Annotated in this window: 22 protein-coding genes; 2 read left to right on the top strand and 20 right to left on the bottom strand. The window is 47.5% G+C overall.

Features of this window, described 5'->3' with window-relative positions; genetic code table 11:
- Positions 1-31: 31 nt before the first annotated feature.
- From VSQ32_11530 to VSQ32_11545, 4 genes are all read right to left on the bottom strand, one after another.
- Positions 32-499 carry a very short patch repair endonuclease gene (locus VSQ32_11530; protein MEH2943472.1) on the bottom strand — a complete coding sequence of 156 codons (468 nt, stop codon included), beginning with the start codon at positions 497-499 and terminating at the stop codon, positions 32-34.
- Positions 500-547: 48 nt separating this feature from the next.
- Entirely contained in the window at positions 548-940 is a 393-nt protein-coding gene (locus VSQ32_11535) for a hypothetical protein (GenBank protein ID MEH2943473.1), read from the bottom strand.
- A 79-nt stretch (positions 941-1,019) separates the two neighbouring features.
- Positions 1,020-1,802 (bottom strand): HNH endonuclease, encoded by a 783-nt coding sequence (locus tag VSQ32_11540; GenBank protein ID MEH2943474.1) that lies wholly within the window; start codon positions 1,800-1,802, stop codon positions 1,020-1,022.
- 101 nt (positions 1,803-1,903) lie between these two features.
- Positions 1,904-2,320 carry a hypothetical protein gene (locus tag VSQ32_11545; GenBank protein ID MEH2943475.1) on the bottom strand — a complete coding sequence of 139 codons (417 nt, stop codon included), beginning with the start codon at positions 2,318-2,320 and terminating at the stop codon, positions 1,904-1,906.
- Positions 2,321-2,710: 390 nt separating this feature from the next.
- Here VSQ32_11545 and VSQ32_11550 point away from each other — a divergent pair, with 390 nt between their 5' ends.
- Positions 2,711-3,934, top strand: a complete 1,224-nt coding sequence (locus VSQ32_11550) for a transposase (protein ID MEH2943476.1) — start codon at positions 2,711-2,713, stop codon at positions 3,932-3,934.
- A 93-nt stretch (positions 3,935-4,027) separates the two neighbouring features.
- Here VSQ32_11550 and VSQ32_11555 read toward each other — a convergent pair whose 3' ends face one another.
- The 12 genes from VSQ32_11555 to VSQ32_11610 all read right to left on the bottom strand — a co-directional run bounded on the left by VSQ32_11555 (position 4,028) and on the right by VSQ32_11610 (position 18,053).
- Positions 4,028-4,309: a hypothetical protein gene (locus VSQ32_11555; GenBank protein MEH2943477.1), complete on the bottom strand. Its 282-nt coding sequence runs from the start codon at positions 4,307-4,309 to the stop codon at positions 4,028-4,030.
- A gap of 89 nt (positions 4,310-4,398) precedes the next feature.
- On the bottom strand, positions 4,399-5,259 hold the full coding sequence (locus VSQ32_11560; GenBank protein ID MEH2943478.1) for a ParB N-terminal domain-containing protein: 861 nt from the start codon (positions 5,257-5,259) through the stop codon (positions 4,399-4,401).
- Positions 5,249-6,034, bottom strand: coding sequence for an AAA family ATPase (locus tag VSQ32_11565; GenBank protein MEH2943479.1), 786 nt, complete (start codon positions 6,032-6,034; stop codon positions 5,249-5,251). The genes VSQ32_11560 and VSQ32_11565 overlap by 11 nt, the downstream gene beginning before the upstream one ends.
- A gap of 2 nt (positions 6,035-6,036) precedes the next feature.
- Positions 6,037-6,288, bottom strand: a complete 252-nt coding sequence (locus VSQ32_11570; GenBank protein ID MEH2943480.1) for a SymE family type I addiction module toxin — start codon at positions 6,286-6,288, stop codon at positions 6,037-6,039.
- Positions 6,289-6,481: 193 nt separating this feature from the next.
- Complete coding sequence (locus VSQ32_11575) at positions 6,482-6,958, bottom strand: hypothetical protein (protein MEH2943481.1); 477 nt, start codon at positions 6,956-6,958, stop codon at positions 6,482-6,484.
- Positions 6,959-7,484: 526 nt separating this feature from the next.
- Entirely contained in the window at positions 7,485-7,709 is a 225-nt protein-coding gene (locus tag VSQ32_11580; GenBank protein MEH2943482.1) for an HPr family phosphocarrier protein, read from the bottom strand.
- A gap of 183 nt (positions 7,710-7,892) precedes the next feature.
- Positions 7,893-9,206 carry a GHKL domain-containing protein gene (locus VSQ32_11585; GenBank protein MEH2943483.1) on the bottom strand — a complete coding sequence of 438 codons (1,314 nt, stop codon included), beginning with the start codon at positions 9,204-9,206 and terminating at the stop codon, positions 7,893-7,895.
- Between the two features lie 115 nt (positions 9,207-9,321).
- Positions 9,322-10,728, bottom strand: coding sequence for an amidophosphoribosyltransferase (locus VSQ32_11590; GenBank protein MEH2943484.1), 1,407 nt, complete (start codon positions 10,726-10,728; stop codon positions 9,322-9,324).
- A 217-nt stretch (positions 10,729-10,945) separates the two neighbouring features.
- Positions 10,946-11,509 (bottom strand): uracil-DNA glycosylase, encoded by a 564-nt coding sequence (locus tag VSQ32_11595; GenBank protein ID MEH2943485.1) that lies wholly within the window; start codon positions 11,507-11,509, stop codon positions 10,946-10,948.
- Positions 11,510-11,545: 36 nt separating this feature from the next.
- Positions 11,546-14,161, bottom strand: a complete 2,616-nt coding sequence (locus VSQ32_11600; GenBank protein ID MEH2943486.1) for an ATP-binding protein — start codon at positions 14,159-14,161, stop codon at positions 11,546-11,548.
- Between the two features lie 725 nt (positions 14,162-14,886).
- Positions 14,887-16,602, bottom strand: coding sequence for a S8 family peptidase (locus tag VSQ32_11605; GenBank protein ID MEH2943487.1), 1,716 nt, complete (start codon positions 16,600-16,602; stop codon positions 14,887-14,889).
- 161 nt (positions 16,603-16,763) lie between these two features.
- The gene (locus VSQ32_11610) at positions 16,764-18,053 is read right to left on the bottom strand and encodes an L-serine ammonia-lyase, iron-sulfur-dependent, subunit alpha (GenBank protein ID MEH2943488.1); all 1,290 of its coding nucleotides are present in this window, start codon (positions 18,051-18,053) and stop codon (positions 16,764-16,766) included.
- A 172-nt stretch (positions 18,054-18,225) separates the two neighbouring features.
- Between VSQ32_11610 and VSQ32_11615 the strand changes: the two genes are divergently transcribed.
- A complete protein-coding gene (locus VSQ32_11615; protein MEH2943489.1) occupies positions 18,226-19,014 on the top strand; it encodes an HAD family hydrolase in 789 nt (262 codons plus the stop codon).
- Positions 19,015-19,035: 21 nt separating this feature from the next.
- Here VSQ32_11615 and VSQ32_11620 read toward each other — a convergent pair whose 3' ends face one another.
- From VSQ32_11620 to VSQ32_11635, 4 genes are read right to left on the bottom strand one after another with little or no spacing between them, the layout of a single operon-like run.
- A complete protein-coding gene (locus VSQ32_11620) occupies positions 19,036-20,067 on the bottom strand; it encodes a galactose ABC transporter substrate-binding protein (GenBank protein ID MEH2943490.1) in 1,032 nt (343 codons plus the stop codon).
- A 58-nt stretch (positions 20,068-20,125) separates the two neighbouring features.
- Positions 20,126-21,100: a sugar ABC transporter substrate-binding protein gene (locus VSQ32_11625; GenBank protein MEH2943491.1), complete on the bottom strand. Its 975-nt coding sequence runs from the start codon at positions 21,098-21,100 to the stop codon at positions 20,126-20,128.
- The gene (locus VSQ32_11630) at positions 21,090-22,943 is read right to left on the bottom strand and encodes a sensor histidine kinase (protein ID MEH2943492.1); all 1,854 of its coding nucleotides are present in this window, start codon (positions 22,941-22,943) and stop codon (positions 21,090-21,092) included. Before VSQ32_11630 ends, VSQ32_11625 begins: the two co-directional genes overlap by 11 nt.
- Positions 22,924-24,528: a response regulator gene (locus VSQ32_11635; GenBank protein ID MEH2943493.1), complete on the bottom strand. Its 1,605-nt coding sequence runs from the start codon at positions 24,526-24,528 to the stop codon at positions 22,924-22,926. Before VSQ32_11635 ends, VSQ32_11630 begins: the two co-directional genes overlap by 20 nt.
- Between the last annotated feature and the right edge of the window lie 150 nt (positions 24,529-24,678).

The raw sequence follows: 24,678 nt of genomic DNA on the forward strand, positions 1-24,678 counted from the left end.
CAGCAATTATAACAGACATACCAGAAACTTTCTACCGCCACTCGTCATCCGTCCCATAAAACATCCTGTCTCCCTGCACATTCAGTTCAAAAATGCACTCTTCAATCACCCGGATGCACTCCCCGCAGTTCTTCAAAATATCCTTTCCCCAAAACCGGATCACCGTCCAGCCCATGAACATAAGAGCCTTATTCACTTCATCGTCCCGCTCCATATTCCTCAATATCTTTTTCTTCCAATACTCCGGATTGTTCCCCGCCTCCAGACGGGGCTTCAAAACTTCCCAGTCCTTCCCGTGAAAAAACTCACTGTCGCAAAAAATCGCTATCTTATACTTCGTCAGCGCAATATCCGGCTTCCCCGGCAGTGCGGCATAATTCTTCCTATACCGGAATCCCCTTGCCCACAGTTCCTTCCGTAGCATCAACTCAATGCTGGTATCACTGGACCTGATATTCCGCATGTTCTTATGCCGCTGCTCCTTCGTAAGATTGTCCACATCATCAGCCCCAAACACAATATAAACAACTTTTGACTAATCCATCACCTATCCAAGATACTCAATTTCAAGACTGTTAGGAGAAGTAAAAGTCACCCTGACTTCTCCGCCCTCTTGTGCGCCAACACTTCTGTACCAGTTACCAATACCTTTTAAGTTTCCTTCTTCTGCAAACTGCTTTGCATAAACATCCCCTGCACAGCTACACCCCTGCGCAAGCAAAATACCAGAATAACGTCCATTTACAGCAACACAGCGATACCTGGGATTTGCCGTGGGATGATTGTCATTAAATATACCAAACCGCTCTGCATACCGCCTTGGTATTTTAATATAACCCTCCCCGTAAATCGGATCACGGGTATCAGTATAACGGTATGTACCCCATCCTAAATGGGACGGCTTCAAAGTAACTGTAAATGTGTCTCCTGCTCTTGGCATAAAAATTCCTCCCTTGTACTTTCAAAATTTAATTTATCCATCAAATCTATTTACTTCTGTGCATACCACCAGTCCCAAATCATGTTTTGAAAACCACATCATTATGAAATTCCAAAAACTCTTTTCTGGGGAAAAATTTATTTGGCATCCTGATTTTTTGATTGGCAAAACTCAACAGCCAGTCCTCCACCGTATCTCCCTCCATAGACGGCTTTATTTCAGACGAAACCTTAATAATATAATCCGGAGTAACTGTTATCAATCCCCTGTCAAATGCTTTATCATGGAGCGCATTCAGCGTAAGACCATTCATCGGATTTGTCCGCTCTGTCCTGCTGTCCGCATCTTTCCAAGGCTTAATATGGCTTGCTACAAGAAGTTCAGGAATAGCCAGCCCAGTAATGCAGCACTTATTCTCATATGAATTTAATACTGCCATCCTAAAGAAGTCCTGACCAATTCGACTTTTGACCAACTGTTCCCGGACTCCTCCCTCCGGAAGCATAACAATTTCCGGCTCATTCACAACTTTATCAATACTCTCACTCTTTAAATTCGCCAATATGCATCTTGCCTGATAAGATAAGTCTTCCCAATTACTGCTGAACTCTTCCCATACCGAAGCATCCAGCTTGCTTCCATGAGCCATTGCCGTAACATTTCTTTTCCTAAGCTCCGGGTCATAATGAGCCAAATTATGCATTTTAAGCGCCACCGCTCCCGGAGTCCTCCCCATTAAACCAGCCAACTCCATTATATCTTTATTGGACGAATTGATTTTGCCGAACGAGGTTCTACAATACAAATCAAACGCAAGTATTGTCTCTTCCTTTGACCATTTTATTCCCGTTCTATCCAACACATCACCTTCATCTTATATGTAAAACCTCATTCACCGGCTAATCGGCTGTACTTGAATCAGCTATGCTACCATGATATCACAAATTAATATATCCGCTCACTTCATATTAACTTATATTGCGTAAAAATACTGCTGTCTCCATTTGCAAATCTCTTAGAAAGCTCTAATTCTTCATCCGCAGTTAATTCATTCAATAATTTGACACTGTCATATGCGCCCTTTAAGACAACATTGTATATTTCTCCACATAATTCATTATATAGTTCATTTGGATAAAGCTCTTCTAACCGTCTCAAAGGTATATTGCTTGCCACAACTTTAACAATCTGCTGTATCGCTGAATAAACCGAATTATCCATACGGACATCAACTATAAATTTTTCAATCTCTTTCCGGTCCACGCCATAGAAATTATTCATATAATTTATCACTTTATTGTAATTCAGAACATCTTTACCCAAATCATGGTACTTGGATGTCCTCATAAATAATTCATAACACATATCAAAAAAGTTCATTCCAATCCCTCCGACTAATTATCTGACTTCAAGATAAACTCTCTTAGACCTATTATACAGCCAATTCACTATTCCCACAATAATTACTATCCGGATTTCTGTTAAAAAAAGAGTCCGCCATACACTGACGAACTCTCCAATAATATTATAAGTTTACTTTACCCACACCACTTTACAACTTTTCCATAAAAAATGTCATACAGGACTTTCTGATGTATAATAAGTTTGCAAACAAAAAAATACGAAAGAAAGTGATCCTGTACGACAAACTTATTATACAACGAAAAAACTATAATTGGTAGACTTTATCATTATTTTTACATTTATTTTGAGACTTGTTCCATTCCTACGGCTGAGACATTAATCCTGCTTCTTTTGTCCATACTGACACTGGAGTCAGCGGATTCCATCCGTTTCCTTTACAGGCATTTCCTGTCGAAGCTTACAGATAAATCCCTGAATGCCTTTTACTATGCCTGCTCCTATGCCAAAGTGGACTATTCCAGGTTTATCAATGCAACAGCATCCATGGCTTTGAAGCTGATCCCGGAAAACCTTAGGACACAGCCTGTCTTTCTATGTATTGACGACACTATTGTCCCCAAATATGGAAAGAAATTTGAGGATGTCTCAAAACTCTTTGACCATTCCGCGCATAACGGCAGCGGCTACCTGAACGGGCACTGCTTTGTGAGCGTCATGCTCTGCGTGCCGGTGTGGGATAAGGACAGGATTGTTTACCAGGCGCTGCCGCTTTCCTACCGCATGTGGCAGAAAAAAGAGTCCAAACTGGAACTTGCCGCTTCCATGGTACGGCAGGTCATGCCTGAGTTATCGGAAAAGAAAAATGTAATCATCCTGTGCGACAGCTGGTACACTAAAAGCTCCCTGGTTTCTGTCGTGGATGAATACCCGAACCTTGACCTGGTCGGAAATGCAAGGTACGACTCTGTCCTTTATGACCTTGCCCCGCAGCCGACCGGAAAAAGGGGGCGGCCTGCAAAACACGGGAAACGCCTTTCAGCGGATAGGGATTTTACACTTTCGGACGAAAAAATAGGCGGCTACTATATTGGAACACGCCGTGTCCTTACAAATATTTTCGGCACAAGGGAAGTCCTTGCCTATGTGACAGCCACAGAGAAGGAAGGCGGTTCCAGACGCCTGTTCTTCAGTACGGCCTTCCCAACACAGCTGCAGATTTTTTGTGCATGGCAGGAAAAGGTTCCTCTGAACCAGACGGGAAGTGCATGGATGAACTACATCCCCTTGTTCCTATATTCATTCAGATGGAATATTGAAATCGGCTATTACGAGCAGAAAACCTTCTGGTCGCTATGCAGCTATATGGTGCGTAGCCGGAGAGGGATTGAAATGCTGGTCAATCTGATCAACATAGCTTACTGCGCGATGAAGCTGCTGCCATACCAGGATGAAACATTTTCAAAATACCGTAAGGAAAGCGTACAGGATTTCAGGTTTGCACTCAGCGAAAGGATCCGGCAGGAGGTATTTTTTGCCACTTTCGTAGAAAAGAGCGAAAGTATAATAAAATCATCTGCCCTTATGAAAACCTTGAAATACCTTGTCTGGCAAAAGGGCTATTATTTGTAAAAGTTGTAAACTGGTGTTTACCCAGATTCTTTTTAACTCCTGCCTCTTTTGTGCCAGACCAATACAGGCATCCCCTCATTTGCTCCGCCACATTTACTGCCGCACACGCTTCCGCCCATTCATCTGGAACACATCATGCCCTTTGATGCTCTTCACCGCCTGCCCCAGACTCCTGGCCCTCCCATGCTGATGGTACGGTTGGGAAGCCCTGTGCTTATGAAAAATAATACACTCCCCCTCCCCCGGATACTCCGGATTATGGATATACCAGATATGCCCCGTATTCTTCGACTGGAGCGTCACATCATATTCCTCCGCCAGAATAATGTTAAAATAAGACCTATCCAGCCTCCCGATCTCTTCCGCCCGGAACATCAGACACTCCCCCTTTCCCGAACCACGCCGACAGCGCGTCCTCCACGATACCCGCCACCTCCCCAGGCTTCACCCCGCCAAAATACCTCTCATACACCTCCGCCGACAGCCTCACGCTTCTTCCCTTTTCCACTATCCAGCGCCCCCAGCACAGCCTCTTCCGTCACATTCCCCGCCATGCCCCTCACGCACTTCGCCGTCTTCACATCCAGCTTAATCTTCCCCGTATCCGCCAGCCCGGACACCACTTCCTGCTCCTTCTCCGACAGATAAGACAAGTCCACCGCCGCCACCAAAGGCAGCGTCCCCTCGTCCAGCCGCCCCTTCAAAGGCCCCTCCAACTTCTGCACCCGCATATACCTGGCAATATTCCTCCCGGTCATCCCATACTCTTCCCCAATGGCATCCCGGCTCTTCAACCTGTGGACATCATGTCCACAAGTCCCCGCCGTGTCCTGCCCGTTCAGCCTTGCGATCTCCTCCAGAATATCATTCCGCCGCCCCTGGCTGCTGACCTTCTCATACCGCTCCGCCAGCACCGCCGCCTTCTCACTGGGCCGAAGCTCCGCAAATCCCCTCTGTATCACATTGGTCTCAATCACATACACATAAGCGTCCTCTTCCGTCAAATCCGTCTTCACAATGGCCGGAATCTCCGTCAAGCCTGCCAGCCTCCCCGCCACCTGCCGGTTATGCCCCGCAAGCATCTCATACCCGTCCCCTTCCTGCCACACGATCACCGGATTCAGGACCCCATGCTCCCTGATGCTCTCCACCATATCCTCCAGACGCTCCCCCTCATACAGCCGGAACGGATGCCTCCGGAACGGGCGGATACCGTCAATCGGCAACATCCGAATCCCATCCTCCACGGCGGAAACCTCTTCCGCCCCCGCCAGCAGGTCCACAGCGTCATTAAAAATCTTCCTCTTCGCCCCATTAGCTTTCATACGAAATCAACTCCTTTGCAAACTTCCTATAAGCCATCCCTGCGCTCGCTTTCGGGCTATACTCCGCCACCGGCAGGCTGTAATAAATGCTCTCCCCCACCTTCACCGTACTGGGAATCCTCGTCTCAAACATCCGTATCTGCTCCTGGAAGTTCTCTGTCACTTCCTCCGTCAGCACCTTACACAGCTTCGTTCTGGACTCACACATGGTCATCAGGATACCCGCAATCCCAAGCCTCGGATTGATCCGCTTCCGTATCTTCACCACCGTCCGCAGAAAATCCTGCATCCCCATCATAGCCAGAAGCTGGGGGTTCACCGTGATAATCACCTCGTCCGAAGCAGCCAAAGCATTAATCGTCAAAGTCCCAAGGGACGGGCAGGTATCAATCAGAATATAATCATACCTCTCCCGCAGCGGCTCCAGAATCCCGGACAGCATCCTCTCCGCCCCCATCTCCAGCCGCAACTTCGCATCCACCACCGACAGATAAATAGACGATGGGATGAAATCCACCCCGTCCTTCGTCCGTATGTACCTCTTCGGGGACGGCATCTTCTCGTTCTCAATCTGCGCCATCATCAGATGCCCAATGGTATCCTCCAAAACCCCCGTATCCTCCACGCCGAAGCACGTTGTCAAATTCGCCTGACTGTCAAAATCCACAGCCAGAACCCGCTTCCCCATCTTCCGCAGACAGTACGCCAGATTGAACGTAGTAGTGGTCTTCGCCGTACCCCCTTTCTGCGAACCGATCATATATATCTTTCCCATTCTCAATACCTCACTTTCCTCTCCGCAACCATACTCAACTGCTGCTCCTCAAACACATCAATATCAATATAATCCACTGTCTCCCTCGGAACAATGACCAGCTTCCCTTCCTCACACCGGACCGTCAAAAGCGTCCCCGCCCCGAACCCCAGCTCTTCCAGCCACAGCCCCTTCAACATGATTGTCGGCGTGGACTTATAATTACGCCCGCTCTGCTCATACACCTTAATCTTCCGAACATCCTTTTTTGCCATAAAATTTATCCTCCTGAAATCAAGTAGACGGACAGCCTCCCTGCCCAAACAGACCATACCATGCAGAACTTGACCGTCCTGCGAAAAGAAAAGGACTTCAAGTCACCCTCCGGCTTTCCGGCCAGGGCGAATCAAAGTCCTATCTTCGTTACTTCTTTTATAACCTCACACTTCTCTAAAGCCAGTACCTCCGCTATGCGCAGAGTCCCATCTGACTTTCAGTATAGTAGGTATTGATATGTACGGCGCCGTCCTCTCTCCACCCCGCATGGGATAAAAAAATAGGACTAAGGAGTGCAAACCCGTTGATTTTACTGGGTTTCTCTAACCTTGTCCCAATTATAACACCGTCATCATGAAAAGCATGATCTTTTACTAATCCAAAAAACAATGTCGCACAAATATCCAACTTATTCGTATATTTCCTTTTTCCTCTAAATTCAACACTTTGTCTTCCTAAGGCTGAAGCCAGAAGATCGTAGCTCCTGACACCTACCAGCATTTTTTCAGACATCCCACCTGCCGACGTATCAGTAAAATAATCTGCCAAAATGTAATGAGCTTTTAAAACATCTGACACATTTACTAAATTTCTATCCAAATCCAACTCTTTACAGTTTTTCTTCTCATACTCAAATGCTTCTCGTAATTCTTTCGGCAAATATTCCATAATATTTCCCCTTTTCTCTCCCTGAATTTATCTTTCGTATGGAAAAATCCAACACTTTTTAGCATATTTTTCTCCACACAATAAGCCATTACCTGCTTCACTTCTTGATTATACTCTCACCATGACATAATCGTCAACATACTTATATGCCTGAGTTTCTCCATTTTATAATTTTATAGGATGATGTTGGAGGCAAAACCGACACAAGTATGTGTGTTTGCAGGCATGTCTGCAAACACACATATTGTGTTCAGTTGGTGCAAAGTACCTGTGCTGCCAGAGACAGCAGGGCCTTTTAGTACGAAAATATCGACCATCTGTAAAAATGGAGAAACTGATATAAAATTTTAACTTCAAAAACCCCGCGCAGGCTGACGGAGTATCCGAAATCATTTTTATAGAAACAAATACTGTCATACTAAACAATTTAGTATGACAGTTACTTTATGGCATCCATTATATTACTCCGACGGCTAAATATCAATGTATTCTGCGCAATCTCTGCAACATTCATCCGTACGCCTTTTTAACAGATGAAAGACATGATTTTTTCCCTGATAGCAGAATCTTCCGAATCGTATTTCAGGCATAAGGGGCCTGAAAAATCCAGCGCCATCACACCAAGAATTGATTTTGCATCCACAACTCTCTGTCCGGAACCCAAATCAAAATTGGCATCACATTTGTCAATAATATTTACAAACTGTCTGATTTGTTCCACGTCACGAAATCTCACATTCACCTGCTGCATAAGTATTCCTCCCTGAATCTCCTATTCTGGTTTTGCTAAGAATTTTTCTGATACATTTTCCGGAAATTATGTTATCGGTTTCATGCCGGTACTATAATACTATCCCATAATTTTTTTGTAAATGGTCAGTTTCAACAATTCTTTTATACTTTTTTGTGTAAAATAGTGAAATCGTTTTCGTGTTCAGGAATAAACTTCCCCGCAGCAGGGAATATTCAGCAAAATCCTGGTGGTAAACTCTCCTTTCTGCACCTCAAAATCTGTTTCACCGTCATAACGGGAAGCTGTTTTAATAATACTGGGCACCCCCAGCCCGGCGCCTTTCTTCGATTTGGGCAGCCCTTTATGAAAATTCACATTTTCGGCACTTGTATTGGAAAAACGGATGACAATTTTATTTCCTTTCTGAGCAATATAAATATTGATTTCCTGATGGGAGGCTCCGGAAGACGTGCAGCCATGAATGGCATTTTCAAAGGCATTGGCAAGGATTGCAATCCAGTCAATATCCCGAACCGCAAGATGTTCCCCCACTTTCACGTCCATATGTACCTGAATATTCCGGCTTCTGGCCTTTCTGGCATAAACGGAAAGTATACTGTTGACCGCCCGGTTCCTGGAGATATATTTTATTTTCTGATTTTCTATGTCTTCATCATACTGCTCCAGATAACCCAGGAGTTCCTCAATTTCTCCTTTGCTGGCATATTCTTTGATAAGAAGGGTGTGATGCCGCACATCATGGCGGATTCTGGCCGCCTCCTTTTCCGATTCTCTCATAATCTCCATCTGCTGGTACAGAAGCTGTTCGTTGACCTCCAGAAGTTCTTTTTCCCTCTGATAGTAATGTTCCTGTCCAAGATGGATATACAGATGGAGAATTGTATATTGCAGAACCCCTACCATAAATAAGGTAACAAATGCCCGCACCATATTAAATATGGAAAAACCCTGCAGATTGGGCCAGTAAGCCACCACCGCTCCTATCATAACCGAGACCAGAAGGGTCACTGCGCTGAACAAATCCATTTCCTCCACCAGAAAATCCACTCCGTCCAGAAACAGACGCCGGAGCTTTATCCAGGTAAATCCAAGAACAATCACAACACAGAAAAATCTGACCAGAATATCCACCCACACATTTCCGCCAAACCACCAGCGCGCCACATCCACGCCGCAAAACACACATACTGACAGCAGATAAAAAGCCACCGCCATTTTATACAGAGACAGATAAACCCTGCCGCTGCTCATCAGCCCGCAGAAAAGCCCGGTAACAACAATAGATGAAAGACTGGCATATTTTACAAAACTCTCTGCAGCAGCAAGATACCAGAGACTGTAACCTGTGACTGCAAGACTCCCGAAAACCACATAATATCCGATGGTTTTTTTCATCACATACCTGGGCCGGTCCAACATCAGAAAAAAAGACATCATCAGTCCCATACTCATGGCATTGCGCAAAACTGCAACCCAGAATGAGCCTCCCAGCATACTTCTATTCCTCCTTAAAAATAAGACAGTTTTTGACATAATATATCATAATCTGCTCTTGTTTCAAGGATTCAGGTATACTTTGCATATTTTTTGGTACTGTTTGCAGTCCTCTTTACCCTTTCCCGTTCCAGCAGTAAGTGCAGAGCCTGCACTTATCCAGTCCCGTAGCGTCCAGCATATCATCCAGCCGGTTAAACCGCAGGGAAGTAAAGCCCTGCTCCTTACGCATTTCCTCTACCATCTGTTCATATCTTTCCGATTCCGGATCCGCATATTCGGCCAGAATTTCTTCTGTTACATTCCCATGTTCCAGCTTATCAATCACCCGGCGGGAGAACAAATCCATATCCGAAGTGGAACGGGAAAAATTCAGATACTTACATCCGTATAAAATAGGCGGGCAGGCCGGACGGACATGTACCTCCGTTGCCCCGCTCTGGTAAAGGAATTCCACCGTTTCCCGCAGCTGGGTCCCCCTTACAATGGAATCGTCAATCAGAATCATACGCTTGTCCTGAATTAAATCTTTCACTGCCAGCAGCTTCATTTTGGCAATCAGATCCCGCTTGCTCTGAATGGTGGGCATAAAGGACCTGGGCCAGGTGGGAGTATATTTGATAAAAGGTCTGGTAAAGGGTATGCCGGATTCATTGGCATATCCGATTGCATGAGGAACGCCGGAATCCGGAACGCCCGCCACAATATCCGGCTTCACATCATCGCGTTTTGCCATCTTTTCTCCGCAGCGGTAACGCATCTGCTCCACATTCATGCCCTCATATGAACTGGCGGGATATCCATAATAAACCCAGAGGAACGTGCAGATTTTCATTTCATTTCCGGGTTCCGACAGAGTAATGCAGTCTTTCTCTGTCACCAGAACGATTTCCTCCGGCCCCAGCTCTTTATAATCAGAATATCCCAGATTGTGATAGGCAAAATTCTCAAAAGAAATGCAGAATGCGTCTTCTTTTCTGCCGATTACCACAGGTGTTCTGCCATATTTATCCCTTGCGGCATACAGCCCCTTCTGATTCATCAGAATCAGGGAAAGGGAACCTTCCACAGATTCCAGTGCATAGCGAATTCCCTCAATGAGATTTTCCTTCTGATTAATCAGAGCCGCCACCAGTTCCGTAGCGTTGATTTCTCCGCCGCTCTGCTCCATAAAGTGAGAGTGGCCCCCTTCAAAGAGCTGCTGCAGCAGCCGGTCACTGTTATCTATCCGCCCTACGGTGGTAATTGCATAAGTCCCATGGTGCGACCGTATCATCAACGGCTGAGGTTCATAATCAGAAATACATCCGATTCCAAACCATCCTTTCATCTCGTTGACGTCTTTATCAAATTTGGTCCGAAAAGGAGCATTCTCTATATTGTGGATGGCCCGATTAAAGCCTTTTTCACCATATACTGCCATTCCGCCACGCCTTGTTCCCAGATGGGAATGATAGTCAATGCCGAAAAACAAATCAAATACGCAATCCTGCTGTGACGCCACGCCAAAAAAACCGCCCATTCTTCTATCCTCTTTCTTTCTGTCCTGCTGTCCGCCGCTTCCTGCAGCGGATTAATGTTGTAGTTTCCGCGTTTTCTGCGGAATATTTTATTTCAGGCATTATTATACATGGTTTCCATATCATTATGCAATCGTTTACGGATATATTTTATCAAAATTTGTATCAGTGCAAATCTTTCTTTTCCACATGATTCTTCCTGTATTGGCTTCCTGTCAGTTACATCTGTCTTACAGAAAGAAGTTTCTTTGCAATTTCACAAAAATCTTCCTTTGCAGTCTCATATCTGGAGTTATCCCGCAGAATTGCCGAAGGATGAAATGTGGCAGTCAGCGCGCAGCTTTTCCGGTATGTCCAGGTCCCGTGCTGTCTGGTAATTTTAAAATCCGGTGAAATAATGCGCTGTGCGGCCACACGCCCAAGACAGACAATGATTTTGGGCTTCAAAAGAAATGTTTCGTATTTCAGATAGGGAAAACATGCCGCCTTTTCCTCCTCTTTCGGATCCCGATTGCCGGGAGGGTGGCACTTTAAAATGTTCGTAATGTAAATTTCTTCTCTGGAGAGCCCGCCCTCCTGCAAAAGACGGTCCAGCAGTTCGCCGGAGGGCCCCACAAAGGGGAGCCCCTGCCGGTCTTCCTCACCTCCCGGCGCTTCGGCAATCAGCATAATCTCTGCCTGATGGCTGCCCCGCCCCATGACCGGCCGCTGTCTGGTGCGGCTCAGCGGACAGCAGGTGCAGGCGGCCACGTGCTGTTCAATATCGTTCCATGTGTATTCCATAAAGTCTCCTTTTGCTCCTGTCCGTATCTCTCGATTTTACAATGTATTACCAGTTTTACGCTCCTGACCGCCGCTCAGCCGGCACATGACCTGAAACATTTTCCGAGTGTCCACCGGCTTCGCCAGATGTTCATTCATCCCGGCATCTTTTGATAATGCAATATCTTCTTCGAATGCATTTGCCGACAGCGCTATAATGGGCACGGTTTTTGCATCTGCCCGGTCCAGACTGCGAATCACCCTGGCTGCTTCATATCCGCTCATAACCGGCATCATCAAATCCATGAGCACGCAGTCAAAAGTTCCCGGCCCGGAGGCTGTGAATGCCTCCACAGCAGCCTTTCCGTCATTGGCGGTCACAACTTCTGCGCCTGCCTCTTCAAGAATGTACTCTACGATTTCACAGTTCAGTTCATTGTCCTCCACCAGAAGCACGCACATTCCGGTCACATCGTCCTGTATATCCTCCCGGTCCTCCTCCACCGGCTCTCCCTTCCACGCATCATCAACGCGAAGAGACAAACTGATGCGGACCACACTTCCCCTGCCAGCCTGGCTGTCTACTTCGACTGTTCCTTCCATCTGCTCTACCAGATTTTTTACAATGGACATACCAAGCCCGACGCCGTTATAATTGGTTCTCGCCCCCTGATGTTCCTGCGTAAACGGCTCAAAAATGTGTTCTTTAAATTCCTCTCCAATGCCGATTCCGGTATCTTCAATAATAAACTGGCAATTTGCAGTCCCGTCCTGAAATGCAGTTTCTTTAGCCTGTACAAATACGGAACCGTGAGGACGGTTATATTTGAGCCCATTGTCAATGACATTCATCAGAATCTGTTTCAAATGCAGCGGATTTCCAATTACTCTGTGATGATGTAAACCGGATTTTTCCAGCTCCAGCCGGATTTCCCGCTCATCTGCCAGGGGTGACAGAATCGTAATACATTCTTCCAGTACGTCATGAAGGTCAAAAGATTCCTCCACTGCTGCCGGCCTCCCGCTTTCCAGCTTACTTATCTGGAGAACGTCGTTCACCAGAGACAGCAGATGCTCCGTTGACACACGGATTTTTCTCCGGCACTCTCTCTGACGCTTTGCATCAGCCTGACTGTTTTCCAGCATAGCCAACATGCCCAGAATTCCGTTGATAGGTGTACGCAAATCATGTGACATATGGGAAAGGAATTCACTTTTTGCCGAATTTGCCTGCCTCACCCGCTCCAGAAGCTCCATGATGGACTGTTCCTGTTTCTTCCTTGTCATCATGGTCTCCGTAATATCCTGATGGTAGCCATTCAGGCAGACACCCGGCTTTTGAAATGTTTTGTCCGGCACCCCGCCGCAGCGGACATAGATTTTCCCCAATTCCGGATGGTTCCATGGATAAATCACCTCATTGCGTCCGGTTTCCAGCATTTCCTGTACCGCTTCCTGTACCATTGCCACATAGTCCGAATCAATACGTTCAAACCAGTGCCGGTAACATTCCTCCGGCCCGGTTTCCTCCGATACGCCCAGAAGAATCCTCATGGTCCGGTCTGCATACATCCTGGGCCGGCATCCCTCCTCCATCTCAATGGTCCAGATGCCGGTTCTGGCCCCTTCCAGAATATCTTCAAGGCTCCGCCTTGCCTCCAGTTTGTATTTCTCCTCCTGCTTCACCACATCATTGATGTCCCGCTGCGCAAAAATCGCGCAGTTCTCCTCCCCTGTATTCCCGGTGGCGGAAAAATGCATTTCCAGATACTTCAGACCTGAAAAGTTGTCTTTTACCTGATACCGGACAGAAAACTTTTTCTCTGTCCGGAGCTGAGCCAGCACATGAGCTTTCGTCGTCACAGCGCGGAGACGCTCCTGGTCCTGAGGAGCCACGCATCCGGAAATATACCGCTCCATGGCTACCTGATAACCGTCTTTAAAATGAACCTCCCAATCCAGTCCAATCCCCTTACTGCTCCGATAGACCTCGCATTCCCCTGTGTCAAGATTTACCTGACAGATACCCAGATAATCTACACTGAGAGCATGGAGCACGTTATAGCTCCGATTTTGAAGTTCGCGAAACAGATTCCGCCGCTTCAGGGAGGATACGATAAAATATGCCGCCGTCTGGAGCATATTTGACGCATATTCCAGTGACTTTACAGGGGGATTGTCCACACCGTAAAAGCCAATCACATTTTTGCCATCATAAAGGGGAACCACCACAAGGGAACGAATCCCCTGCCGCTTCAGAATCTTATACTGAAGGGGATCTGTCTTCCGTATATTTTCCAGTTTCTCAATGACAATATGCCTGCCGATGCTGAAATTCCGATACCAGCCGGCGCATACCTCCGATGGAAGGTTTTGAAGGTTATCCTTTTCCGGTTCCACCCCGCAGGCTGTCCACTCGTACGTATTGTCGTCGCCGCCGGATTCATTCTGTTCAAATATGTAGGTCCGTTCCCCGTCCAATGCTTTCCCCAGATGCTCCAGCAGCACATCCAGCGAATCGTCCGGATTTTCTTCCAGCAGGGAAGCACGCAGGCCTTCATTGATGACAGCCTCCAGATTCTGAACATTCCGTATGCTGCTGTGCTGCCCATAAGTCTCAGCATCCGCAGCCCCTTTTCTGACTTTTTCAAACATTTCTCCTGAATCATCCATATGCCCGTCCTCCACATTGACTACTTCAGAAAGTTCCTGCCACTTTCCATTAAATTTAATTATACATACTGAAACACTTTTTGTACACTGTTAAAAATCCCTGATTCTCATTTAACATGTTTGTATCAGTCTACATACGCTCAATCAGCTCATTCAGTCTTTTCACCAACTGCTCATCCGGCTCCATGTGATAGATGAATGAACTGTCCATTCCGCTCATCCTCAATCTGTCAATCCATAACAGGGCCGCCTCCCGGCTTATGTTTTGCTCCAACATGCCGTAATAAATAAATCTGTTCCCATGTGCCCAAAAATTCCAATGTCGCTCTGTTTCACATCCAGTTTTTTACAACATCTGCTCCTCCGGGCTCGCCAACTTTAGCTTTTGCAATATCAGTAATACAGATATAATCGTCAAAATTTTCCTCTGAAATAGTAATATTGATATTTTACACCACAATTACTTTATTTTTCCCATTCTTTTTCTCCCGTATTGCCTTACTGAAAACCCCATTACTTATATAAAATCATATCATGTTATCTCTGGTTTTTTAATTATTTTACGAGCATATGTTCTTTTTGTGGTTTTTACTTTAATTTAAAAACGATTATTCACTCTTAAATTTACCAGTTGCCAATACAACATCAGGTAATGCAAATAAGCACTTTATTCGGCACCATATACCATAAAATAAAGTGCTTATTATCCCGAAAGCCTCCCTGTTTTACCCCGGCAGAGAGTCCCTCAGACACAGCACGCCCCAGCCAAGCTGCGGATTTGGGTACTCCTGCAAAATCGGCAAATGCCTTGCCCCTCTTATGAGATAGGCCTTGACTTTCTCCCCATACAGATAAGGGTCATTCCCTTCCACAATCCCCCATTGCATTAAAAGGGCTGCGCTTCCCGTTACAAAAGGCGTTGCCATGGAAGTACCGCTGCGCACCGCATACCCGCCGCCGGGGGCCGCAGAGCGGATATCCACGCCAGGGGCTGCAAGATCCGGCTTAATCTGATTGGTCTGTCTGGTAAAGCCCCGTCCGGAAAAGTCTGCAAGCTGGTTATATCCGGAGTCATAGGCTCCTACGGAAATTACTTTTTCCGCTGTGGACGGAATGGTCAGGGTCGTCTCCTCTATGGGATACAGAAACCCCGTGCCCTGATTCAGCACAGTCTGTCCCGGCAGCCACAAATCATAATTTCCCCGGACAATCCGCTCCGGCACCAGCAGAATTTTCCAGATTCCCCCGTCAATATAGTCATTCCTGGGAAGAAAATCCATATAAATCTCCTGATAAAGATTATAGGGACTTGGTTCCCCGTAATAAATCAGCAGCTCCGTCTCCCCCAGAACAAACCGCTGGGGCCCCTGCACCTGGCGTATGGGCCCGATACGGATTCCGGAAGGATGAACCAGAACCACGTCATACTGGTCCGCATAGGATTTCCAGAGCTGCAGATTAATGGTACTTTCATATTCTCCCACGCCCAGCTCAATTTCCTGCACCTGCCCCTGCTGCAAAATCCCGGAAGTATGTCCTCTGGCAGCGCCCTCATTGCCGGTTCCAATGGAAATGCTGGTTTTCCAGTAATTGGAAATATCGTTAATATAGCTTTCCAGCAGTGCTGTCCCGCTGTGGGAACCGTAAGTATTTCCAAAGCTGATATTGACTGCCATGGGCATCTGGTATTCCAGAGATTTGTTCACCACATAATCAAGGCCTCGCATAAGCTGGGTGGTTCTTGGAAATCCATTGGGCTCCTGGGTCCCCAGCTTCACTATCAGCAACGGGCTTTCATAAGCCACACCCCGGTTCACTCCGCCGGAGGCCCTTCCGTTTCCGGCCGCAATTCCCGCCACATGGGTGCCATGCCCGGAAGTATCCCGGCTGGGCACCAGGTGGAACCGCTCCCGCTCATCGGAAATTTCCAGAGCCTGATTGATTTCCTCTGCGGTAAATTCCCGGTCCAGTGTTTCATCATATAATGCCAGAATCCTGGTGCTGCCGTCCTCGTTCCGAAAATCCGGATGGCTGTAATCAATACCGGAATCCAGAACCGCCACAATCACATCTTTCCCGGTAAGATTATACCGGGCTCCCTGAACAGGGGTGATACAGGCCGCCTGTTTTCCCTCCTGCACTGCAAAATACATCCGTTTGGGCTTTTCCACATATTCCACTTCCGGCGCTGCAGCCACCTGGTCCATGGCACTCTCCGGCACATACAGAATGGCATACTCATTCATCAGTTCCACAACTTCTATCTCCGGATTCTCCTGTGCCAGCCTCATGATATTTCCGGAATATTTTACAATCAGTTCCCATATTTCTTCCTCAGGCTCATACCCCACGCCAAGCTGCAGGGATTTCGCCCGCTCCCGCCCGGTGGCGTCCAGCGCAAGGTTCAGAAGATTTTCAAATTTCTCGCTGTTTGCGGCCATGGTTATTTCCTGTCTGTTACGCATTTCTGTTATTATATGTGTGAGTTTTACTTCTGACACATCGGCCATCCATCCTTCATCTGCCTCACTGCTTACCGCCGGATATTCTTCTGCGTGCGGCAGGAATTCAAAAGAAAATACGCCGATGAACAACAGCCTCTTTATACCGAACCGGAATCATCCTCCTGCGTCATCATGCTGATAATCGTCCTGTCCGTTTCCCGCATTCCCTGGCTTGCCAGTTTTCCGATATTCCGGATGGTATTTTCCACGCCTTTTCGGATAATTCCCTCTCCGTCATGGAATTCCACATTCTTTCTCTGCATCTGAACGCCCAGCAGCCCGGCTTCCACCGCGGAGGCAATTTTCGCAGCGCAGCTTGCCTTTGCCCCATCACAGATAACGCCGGAATTGATGGCCACCGCATTGACAATCACATGGGAAATCTCATATGCGCGTCCCCCATACAGATAACAGATTCCTGCTCCGGCGCCGCACCCTGCACTGATGGCGCCGCAATATGCGGAAAGCCTTCCGATTCCTGTTTTCAGGTGAATGGTGACCAGATTGGAAACCACCAGAGCCCGCAGTAATGTCTCCCTGGACGCCTGCAGTTCTTCCGCATACACAATCACCGGCAGGGAAGCTGTCATTCCCTGATTTCCGCTGCCGGAATTGATAATAACCGGGAGCTCGCAACCGTTCATTCTGGCGTCAGACCCTGCCGCCGCCATGGCTTTGGCCCGGTTCTGCACACTGCTTCCGTAACATTCCAGCAGAATTTTTCCAATCTGAGCGCCCCAGGATCCCTTCATTCCTTCCTTTGCAATGGCTGTATTATAGGCAATCTGCCGTTCCAGCACTTCCTCCACATGAGAAATTTCCACACACTCCGCAAAAGCGGCAATTTTCTCCACCGTAAGGAGTTCCCGGTTCGTATCACAGGACTGCTTCTGCTCCGCATATGGCTTTTCCTGAATCACTTTTCCGTCTTTTTTTATGCAGACGACATTCGTGTGATGATCGGCAATCTGCGCATACCCGGAATGTTTTCCCGCACTGGCCTTAATCTGAATATCAAAAATATAACCGCTTTGGGATTCGTTTACGCTGACCGGAAGATGAGCCTTCAGCGCTTTTGCCTGTTCTTTCTGTTCTTCTGTCATGAAAGCCAGAATTTCCAGTCCCTTTCCGGCATCTCCGGCCACAATTCCGGCGCATACCGCAGCGGCAATTCCCCGCTGGCCGCCGGTACACGGAACCACCACGCTTTTCACATTTTTAATGATATTTGCACTGGCCCGCACTTCTACCCGCTCCGGCTCCATGCCCAGCGCCTGGGCTGCAACTGCCGCCCCATATGCAATGGCAATGGGCTCCGTACATCCCATGGCAGGAACCAGTTCTTCCTGCAGTATTCTCACATATTCATTATAAATCTTCTGTTCCATATCCTGTTCTCCCTGAACGGTGTTTATCCACGCAGAATTTAGCATAAAGTTCATTTTCTACAGTTTAGCACAAAAACGTAATTTCTTCCACACTGTCCCGGCTCCGGCTCTTTTCTTTCTCTTCTTTTTATATTATAATAGTGCGGGAGTACAACAGAAAAAGGAGGAAATTATGATTCAGTACATAGCAAGTGATCTTGACGGAACCTTACTTCCGGACGGCGGACAGGAAATGAACCCTGAGATTTACGATTTGATTTTACAGTTAAAGGAAAAAGGTATCCGGTTCATTGCCGCAAGCGGCAGGCAGTACCACAGCATCCGCCGGTTGTTCCATCCCGTCCGGGACGATATTTCCTATATTACGGAAAACGGCTCTCTCTGCCTCCATCAGGGACAGGTCATATACCGGGGCCTGATTGAACGGGAAACAGGTCTTCGTATCATTGACGCCGGAAGGGAATATCCGGGAAGCCATACGCTCCTTTCCTGTGAAAGCCGGACTTATACCGATTCCCAGGACCCGGACTTCCTTCACCACATGCGCGACGTGCTTCACAATGATATTGCTGTTGTGGAGGATCTGCGCCAGGTACAGGAACCTTTTCTGAAAATTGCCATCTGCGACCCTGAGGGCACTGACCGGCTGGAGCCATTTCTGAGAGAACGCTTTTCCTCTGAAATCCGGGTAGTCACCGCCGGAAGAATCTGGGTGGATTTTCTTGCGCCCAACGCAGACAAGGGCAAAGCTCTTGAAGTTCTGCTGAAACACCTGAATATTCCCCCTGAAAACGGCATTGCTTTTGGAGACCAGCAAAATGACACCCAGATGCTCCGGTTTGCAGGCACCGGCTACGCCATGAAAACCGCAGCGCCGGGCGTGGCAGAATATGCGGACCATATCACAGAATCTGTAACAGAAGTCATCCGGAAATTGCTGGCAACAGAATCTGTTTCATAAGCTGACTGTTTCAGACACCTGCTAATACAGGAAATCCCTGACATTTTCATCTGTCACTTTCTGATAAGGCAGATAGATATATTTCTCATTCTCAAATGAAATATCCCTCAGGCCCCTGCCGGTAACAGCGGCAACTGCCAGCCTGGCAATGGCCTGAGCCTGCCCTTCCTTATCATTGTAAACAGTGGCGGCCAGCTTTCCGTCTATGACAGCTTCCAGTCCGGCTTCCGTTCCGTCAATGCCAAAGAACACCGGCAGGGCTGTCTCTGTATAATTCAGCTTCTCATAAGCGTCAATGGCTCCCAGAGCCATGGCGTCGTTATTGGCCAGCACCATTTCAATCTGATTGGGATACTGGCCAAGAAGCTGCTGCATCCGGTTCTGAGCCTGAGCCCGGTCCCAGTTGGCAATTCCGGATCCTGATTTTTCAAGGGAGAATCCTCTGCTTTTCAGGGTATCCACTGCGCTTTCGGTACGGATAATGGCATCCTGATGTCCGGGCTCCCCCTCCAGCACCACATACTGGATTTTCCCATCCCGATTCCGGTCAATCAGACTGTTCTCTTCCATGGCGTCGGCCGCCAGTTCCCCCTGCATCTGACCGGACTGCCGGGCGTCGGCTCCCACATAGTAAATTTTTTCCCACTGCAGCATATCTTCCGCCACCGGCTCCCGGTTAAAAAATATAATGGGAACGTCATGTTCTTTTGCCAAATCTATAATTTCCGACGGGTCCGCCCGGTCCACCAGATTTACACAGAGCACATTGCAGCCCATGTCAATCAGTTCTCTGACCTGATCATCCTGCGTACGCTGGGAGCCCGCCGCGTCCCGCACCATTACCGTAATCTCAATATCTCCGCTTCCCAGATCATCAAATTCCTGCCGCAGACAGGATACCAGTTCACTGAGAAACACATCGCTCTGATTGTAAACGGCAACGCCTGCCTGGATTTTCACCGGAATTTCCGGCTGCTGTCTGCCGCAGCCTCCCAAAAGCAGCAGAACCATGCAGCATACCATTCCTGCTGCCAGATATTCTCTTATTTTCATACTACGCTCCATTCCGCTGCCTTTTGGCTATCTCCTGTTTTACCGTACAGGCATTCCCTCACTGGCTCATGGTAAACAATAATTCCTGATTTTTTTCTGTAAACAGCTCCTCACGGCGCAGTACCGTACAGGCAACTGTCATGCTTTTGGCCCGCTGAAATTGATGCTCCAGACGCTTTGCCAGTTCCGTCAGACTCTGATATCCCATCTGGAATCCATCGGGTACCACCAGACACTGTAATACATCCGTATCAAGATAATAAGCGGCTTCCGTGGAATTCCCAATGCCATATACCAGCGCACCGTGCAAATCATTGGCTGCTGAATATTTTCCGGCAGCCACCGCACTTCTGTCATCCAGTGCAGCCACAAAATCCACCTTTGAAAGGGATTTCAGAATATTTCCTCCCTCTTCTGTAAAAGAACCGGAAACCGACCAGCGCATTTCGGCCCCTCTGTCTTCCAGCACTTCCCGCAGTCCCTGTTCCCGGCTGACAACAGCCTGAGAGCTCCCATCCTCTGAAAGGATTCCGAACGCCTTCCCTTCCAGGTTTTTGCCGTAATCTTTCCATAATTCTTCCGCCAGTGTTTTTCCCGCCAGATAGTTATCCGGCCCTGTCACCGGAAGGGCTGCATCTTCCTCTGCTTCGGAGGCCGGACATACCACAAGCATGATGGGAATTTTTTTGTCCATCTTCCGCAGCATTTCTCCTGTTTCCTGCCCCGGCACAGGCTGTACAATCACAGCGTCTGCTCCTCTGGCAATTTCAGCTTTCAACAGTTCCTGCTCTTCTTCTGTCGTCAGCGTCCCTCCCGTACTGACAATGGACAGCTCCATGTTCCGGTCTTCCGCTGCCATTTTAAGCCCATATTTAAAAGAAGCCCACTGGCTGCTGTCCGAATTCTGAATTACCACAGCAATCTGGTAGCGGCTCTCTCCGCCTTTTTCCAGAAACATGCGAACCACCAGCAGAATCAGCATTACCGCCAGTATGGACTCCACCAGAATAAAAATCTTTTTATTATCCCTCATAAGCTGCTTCCTCTTTGCCCGGCAAATATCCCTGTTCCAGGACTTTCCGGTTTTCCTCCGTATAAAGGACTGCCGGAATACGGATGGAAACCTCTGTTCCCTCGTCCGGCTCGCTGAGTACCGTAAGACCGTATTCTTTTCCAAATAAAATCCGAATCCGGCTGTCCACATTGATAAGCCCTACTCCGGAGCCATGCTGGGGTTTCCTGCTGCTGTCTGTCAGAATCAGGCTGGCGGCCTCCCCGGTCATCCCCATACCGTTATCTGTTACCGACAGAATCACAAAACCATCCGCAAGCCTTCCGGTAACCTGAATCTCTCCGGCGCCTTCCATGCCTGCCACTCCGTAATTGATGGCATTTTCCAGAATGGGCTGCAGAATCAGTTTTACCGTACAGAAAGAATAAATGGCTGAATCCACGTCAAATTTCACCGAAAAAGAATTTTTATAGCGGATTTTCTGAATGTTCATATAGCTTTTCGCATGTTGGAGTTCATCCTTTACCGTGATAATGGTACGCCCTCCGGAAAGGCTGATGCGAAACAGCCTGGCCAGCTCTGAAATCATAAATGCTGCCTCCTCATTCTTTTCATCCTCTACCATCCAGATAATGGAATCCAGCGTATTATAAAGAAAATGAGGATTAATCTGACTCTGCAGTGCATCCAGTTCACTTTTCCTGCGCTCATTCTGCTCCTGAACAATCTCTTTCATCAGCCTGTCAATCTGCTCATAGGAAGTCTGAATGGAAGAACCCAGATGTCTGATTTCCTGAGAACCGCCAATATAGATTTCCGGCATTTCCCCCGCTTCATATCCTCCTACCACCGTATCGTTCAGCTTTAAAATGGGACTGGAAATCCTGACGGATACAATCCGGTTTACAAGCACCAGCATCATTGCCATAAAAAGCATAAAAATTCCGAAAAAGTACCGAAGGCTGAACAATCCGGAAGTGAAAGAAGAATAGGGAATTACCCCCACCAGTTTCCATCCCGTATAGCTGATGGTGTTGACAATTACCTTCCGGTGTTCTCCTTCAAAATATTCATCATAGACGCCGTCTTTGTATCTGGCCGCCTGGACACTGTTTTCATTTCCAATGCCGTTGCTAATCTGAATCTGGCGGTTGTGATAAATAATCTGCCCGTTGCTGTCACAAAGATAAAAATGCTGCCCGCTGCCGGATTCATTCATCTTCCTCATCATCCGTTCTATGACGGAATAGTCCATATCCACCAGAAGCACACCAAACCGGGAACTTCCGTTGTCTGTCAGTTCCACCGCACGGCTCAGGGAAATGACCCAATAGTACCTGAGGGCCCCGTCGTCAAAGAGATTCTGTATATGAGGCGTGGAAAAATGCATGTTTTCCATTTCCTCCTGAGCCTTCTCATACCAGCCCTGCCTGGTAATATTGGGGTCTTCTTTCTGCAATACCACCGGCTCTGCCGCCATCAGGCTCCCGTATTCATTGTAAACGGCCACACTGTGCAGATTCTCCCGATTCGCCCCATACAAAAGGTTCATTCCCTGCTGAATTTCCTGAAGCTGCCGGGAAAAATCCTTTTCTTTAATCACATTATAGTAAATGGAATCCGACACCCTGCGCATACTGACCAGATAATCCTCCAGATTTTCTCCTGCCTGCTCCATCAGCTTCTGTGTTCCCGATACAATTTCCTGACGGGCCGAAGCTGAAAACCTGATATACATCACGACCCCAAGAATCAGCAGAATGGAAAGGGATATCACGGAAAATACAACCATGATAGTGGACTGGATTCCCCACAGTTCCGGTTTTTTCAGATATCTGAAATGTTTATTTTTCACTCTCCTCATGCTCCGTTCTGTATTTTGACGGGGACGTCCCAAACCGTTTTTTAAACACATAACTGAAATAATTCGGGTCAGAATATCCCACCTGACTGGCTATCATATAGCTTTTCTCATTGGTTTCAATCAGAAGACGCGCTGCCCGGTCCAGCCGGTAATCTGTGAGATACCCTACAAATGAACTGCCTGTCTCCTTCTTAAATACCGTGGAAAAGTAAGAATTCGACACGCCCAGAAAGGCACAGATATCATCCAGGGACAGCTTTTCGTCCGCATAATGATTCTGTACATACTCTCTGGCCCTGGCAACCAGAGATTCCGTGGAGTTGCTCCGCACACGAATCAACTGTTCCCGGAAAGAAAGGCTCACCTCCAGCAGCCAGTTCTTCCACGCATCCGGCTCCATATCCAGCAGACTCCCGTACAGCCGGCCCATATCCTCTGTATTCTCTCCCATTGTAATACCATTATTTGCGGAAAACCGCAGAAGCATACTCAGCAGTTCCATCCGGTCCATATAGTGCTGCTGCAGGGATTTATCCGTAAAGGAAGTATGGTGAAAATACCGGTTCACTGCTTCTGCAATCTCTTCTGCAGAACCCACCCGTATCATACGAAACAGATCCGACAGTTCCGTCTCGTTGGAAGTAACGGACCTGTCCATTTTCTGCGGAACAATTTCTTTGATGTTGATAGCTCTGGAGGCGCCGTATACCGCCCGGTAGGAAACAGCTTCTCTGGCGCTGCTGTAGGACCGGGGCAAATCCAGAATATTTCCGCAAATCTGCCCGATTCCCACGGTGACCACAGCTCCCAGCATCCGTCTGGCATACCGGCAGAACCGGTCGCATTCATCCGTCAGCTCCCATCCTTCATTTTCATCTTCCAATTGCAGAATCAGCACCGTATTCCCAAGATAAGAGAAACTTTTCGCCTGCCATTTCCTGCCCAGCCGCTCCTTTGCATGTTCCCGGACAGAAGCAGCCAGCAGCAGCGGATCTATCGCTCCCGCTTCCTGGCTGGAGGAAGTATGAATCACAAGACAGCAGAAAAACGGGCCCGGAAAGGATAACTGGCAATCCGAAAGATATCTGGAAAGTTCATCTTCATGCACTCTTCCTTCAATCAGACCGGAATAGAAATCCGCACGCAGGATAGGCAGCGATTCCAGATAATACTTTTCCAGAGTTTCCACACTGCGCTTCTCACTGATTTCCTGGTCCAGCTTGCGTTTCAATCTGGCAAACACGGATTTCAGTTCCGCAGAATTCATGGGTTTTAAAATATATTCTTCCACCTCCAGGTGAATGGCTTCTTTCGCATATTCAAATTCATCAAATCCGGTAAACAGCAGAATCCTGGTGGCCGGAAATTCAGCTTTCACACGATGGGCCAGTTCCATACCGTCCATATAAGGCATTTTAATATCTGTCACCAGCACATCCGGCTGAAATTCTTCCATCAGTTCCAGAGCCTTCACCCCATTGCCTGCTGAGCCAATCACGGAAAATCCCAGTTCTTCCCAGTTGATTTTACGCATAATGACCTGTACCACTTCTTCTTCGTCGTCCACTAAAAGTACCGTATACATATTCTTACCTTCTCTCAGATTCTGCTTTCTGTGATTCTGCTTTCTTTTTTTCTTTATTATAACAAAGGGGATAAAAAAAGTAAACGACGCTGTCAGAGCTGAGCCCGGCTTCTTTTCATTATTTTTTTACAGTCTCTTGCATTATCTTTT

The sequence above is a fragment of the Lachnospiraceae bacterium JLR.KK002 genome (genome assembly GCA_036941025.1).
Taxonomy (GTDB): domain Bacteria; phylum Bacillota; class Clostridia; order Lachnospirales; family Lachnospiraceae; genus Petralouisia.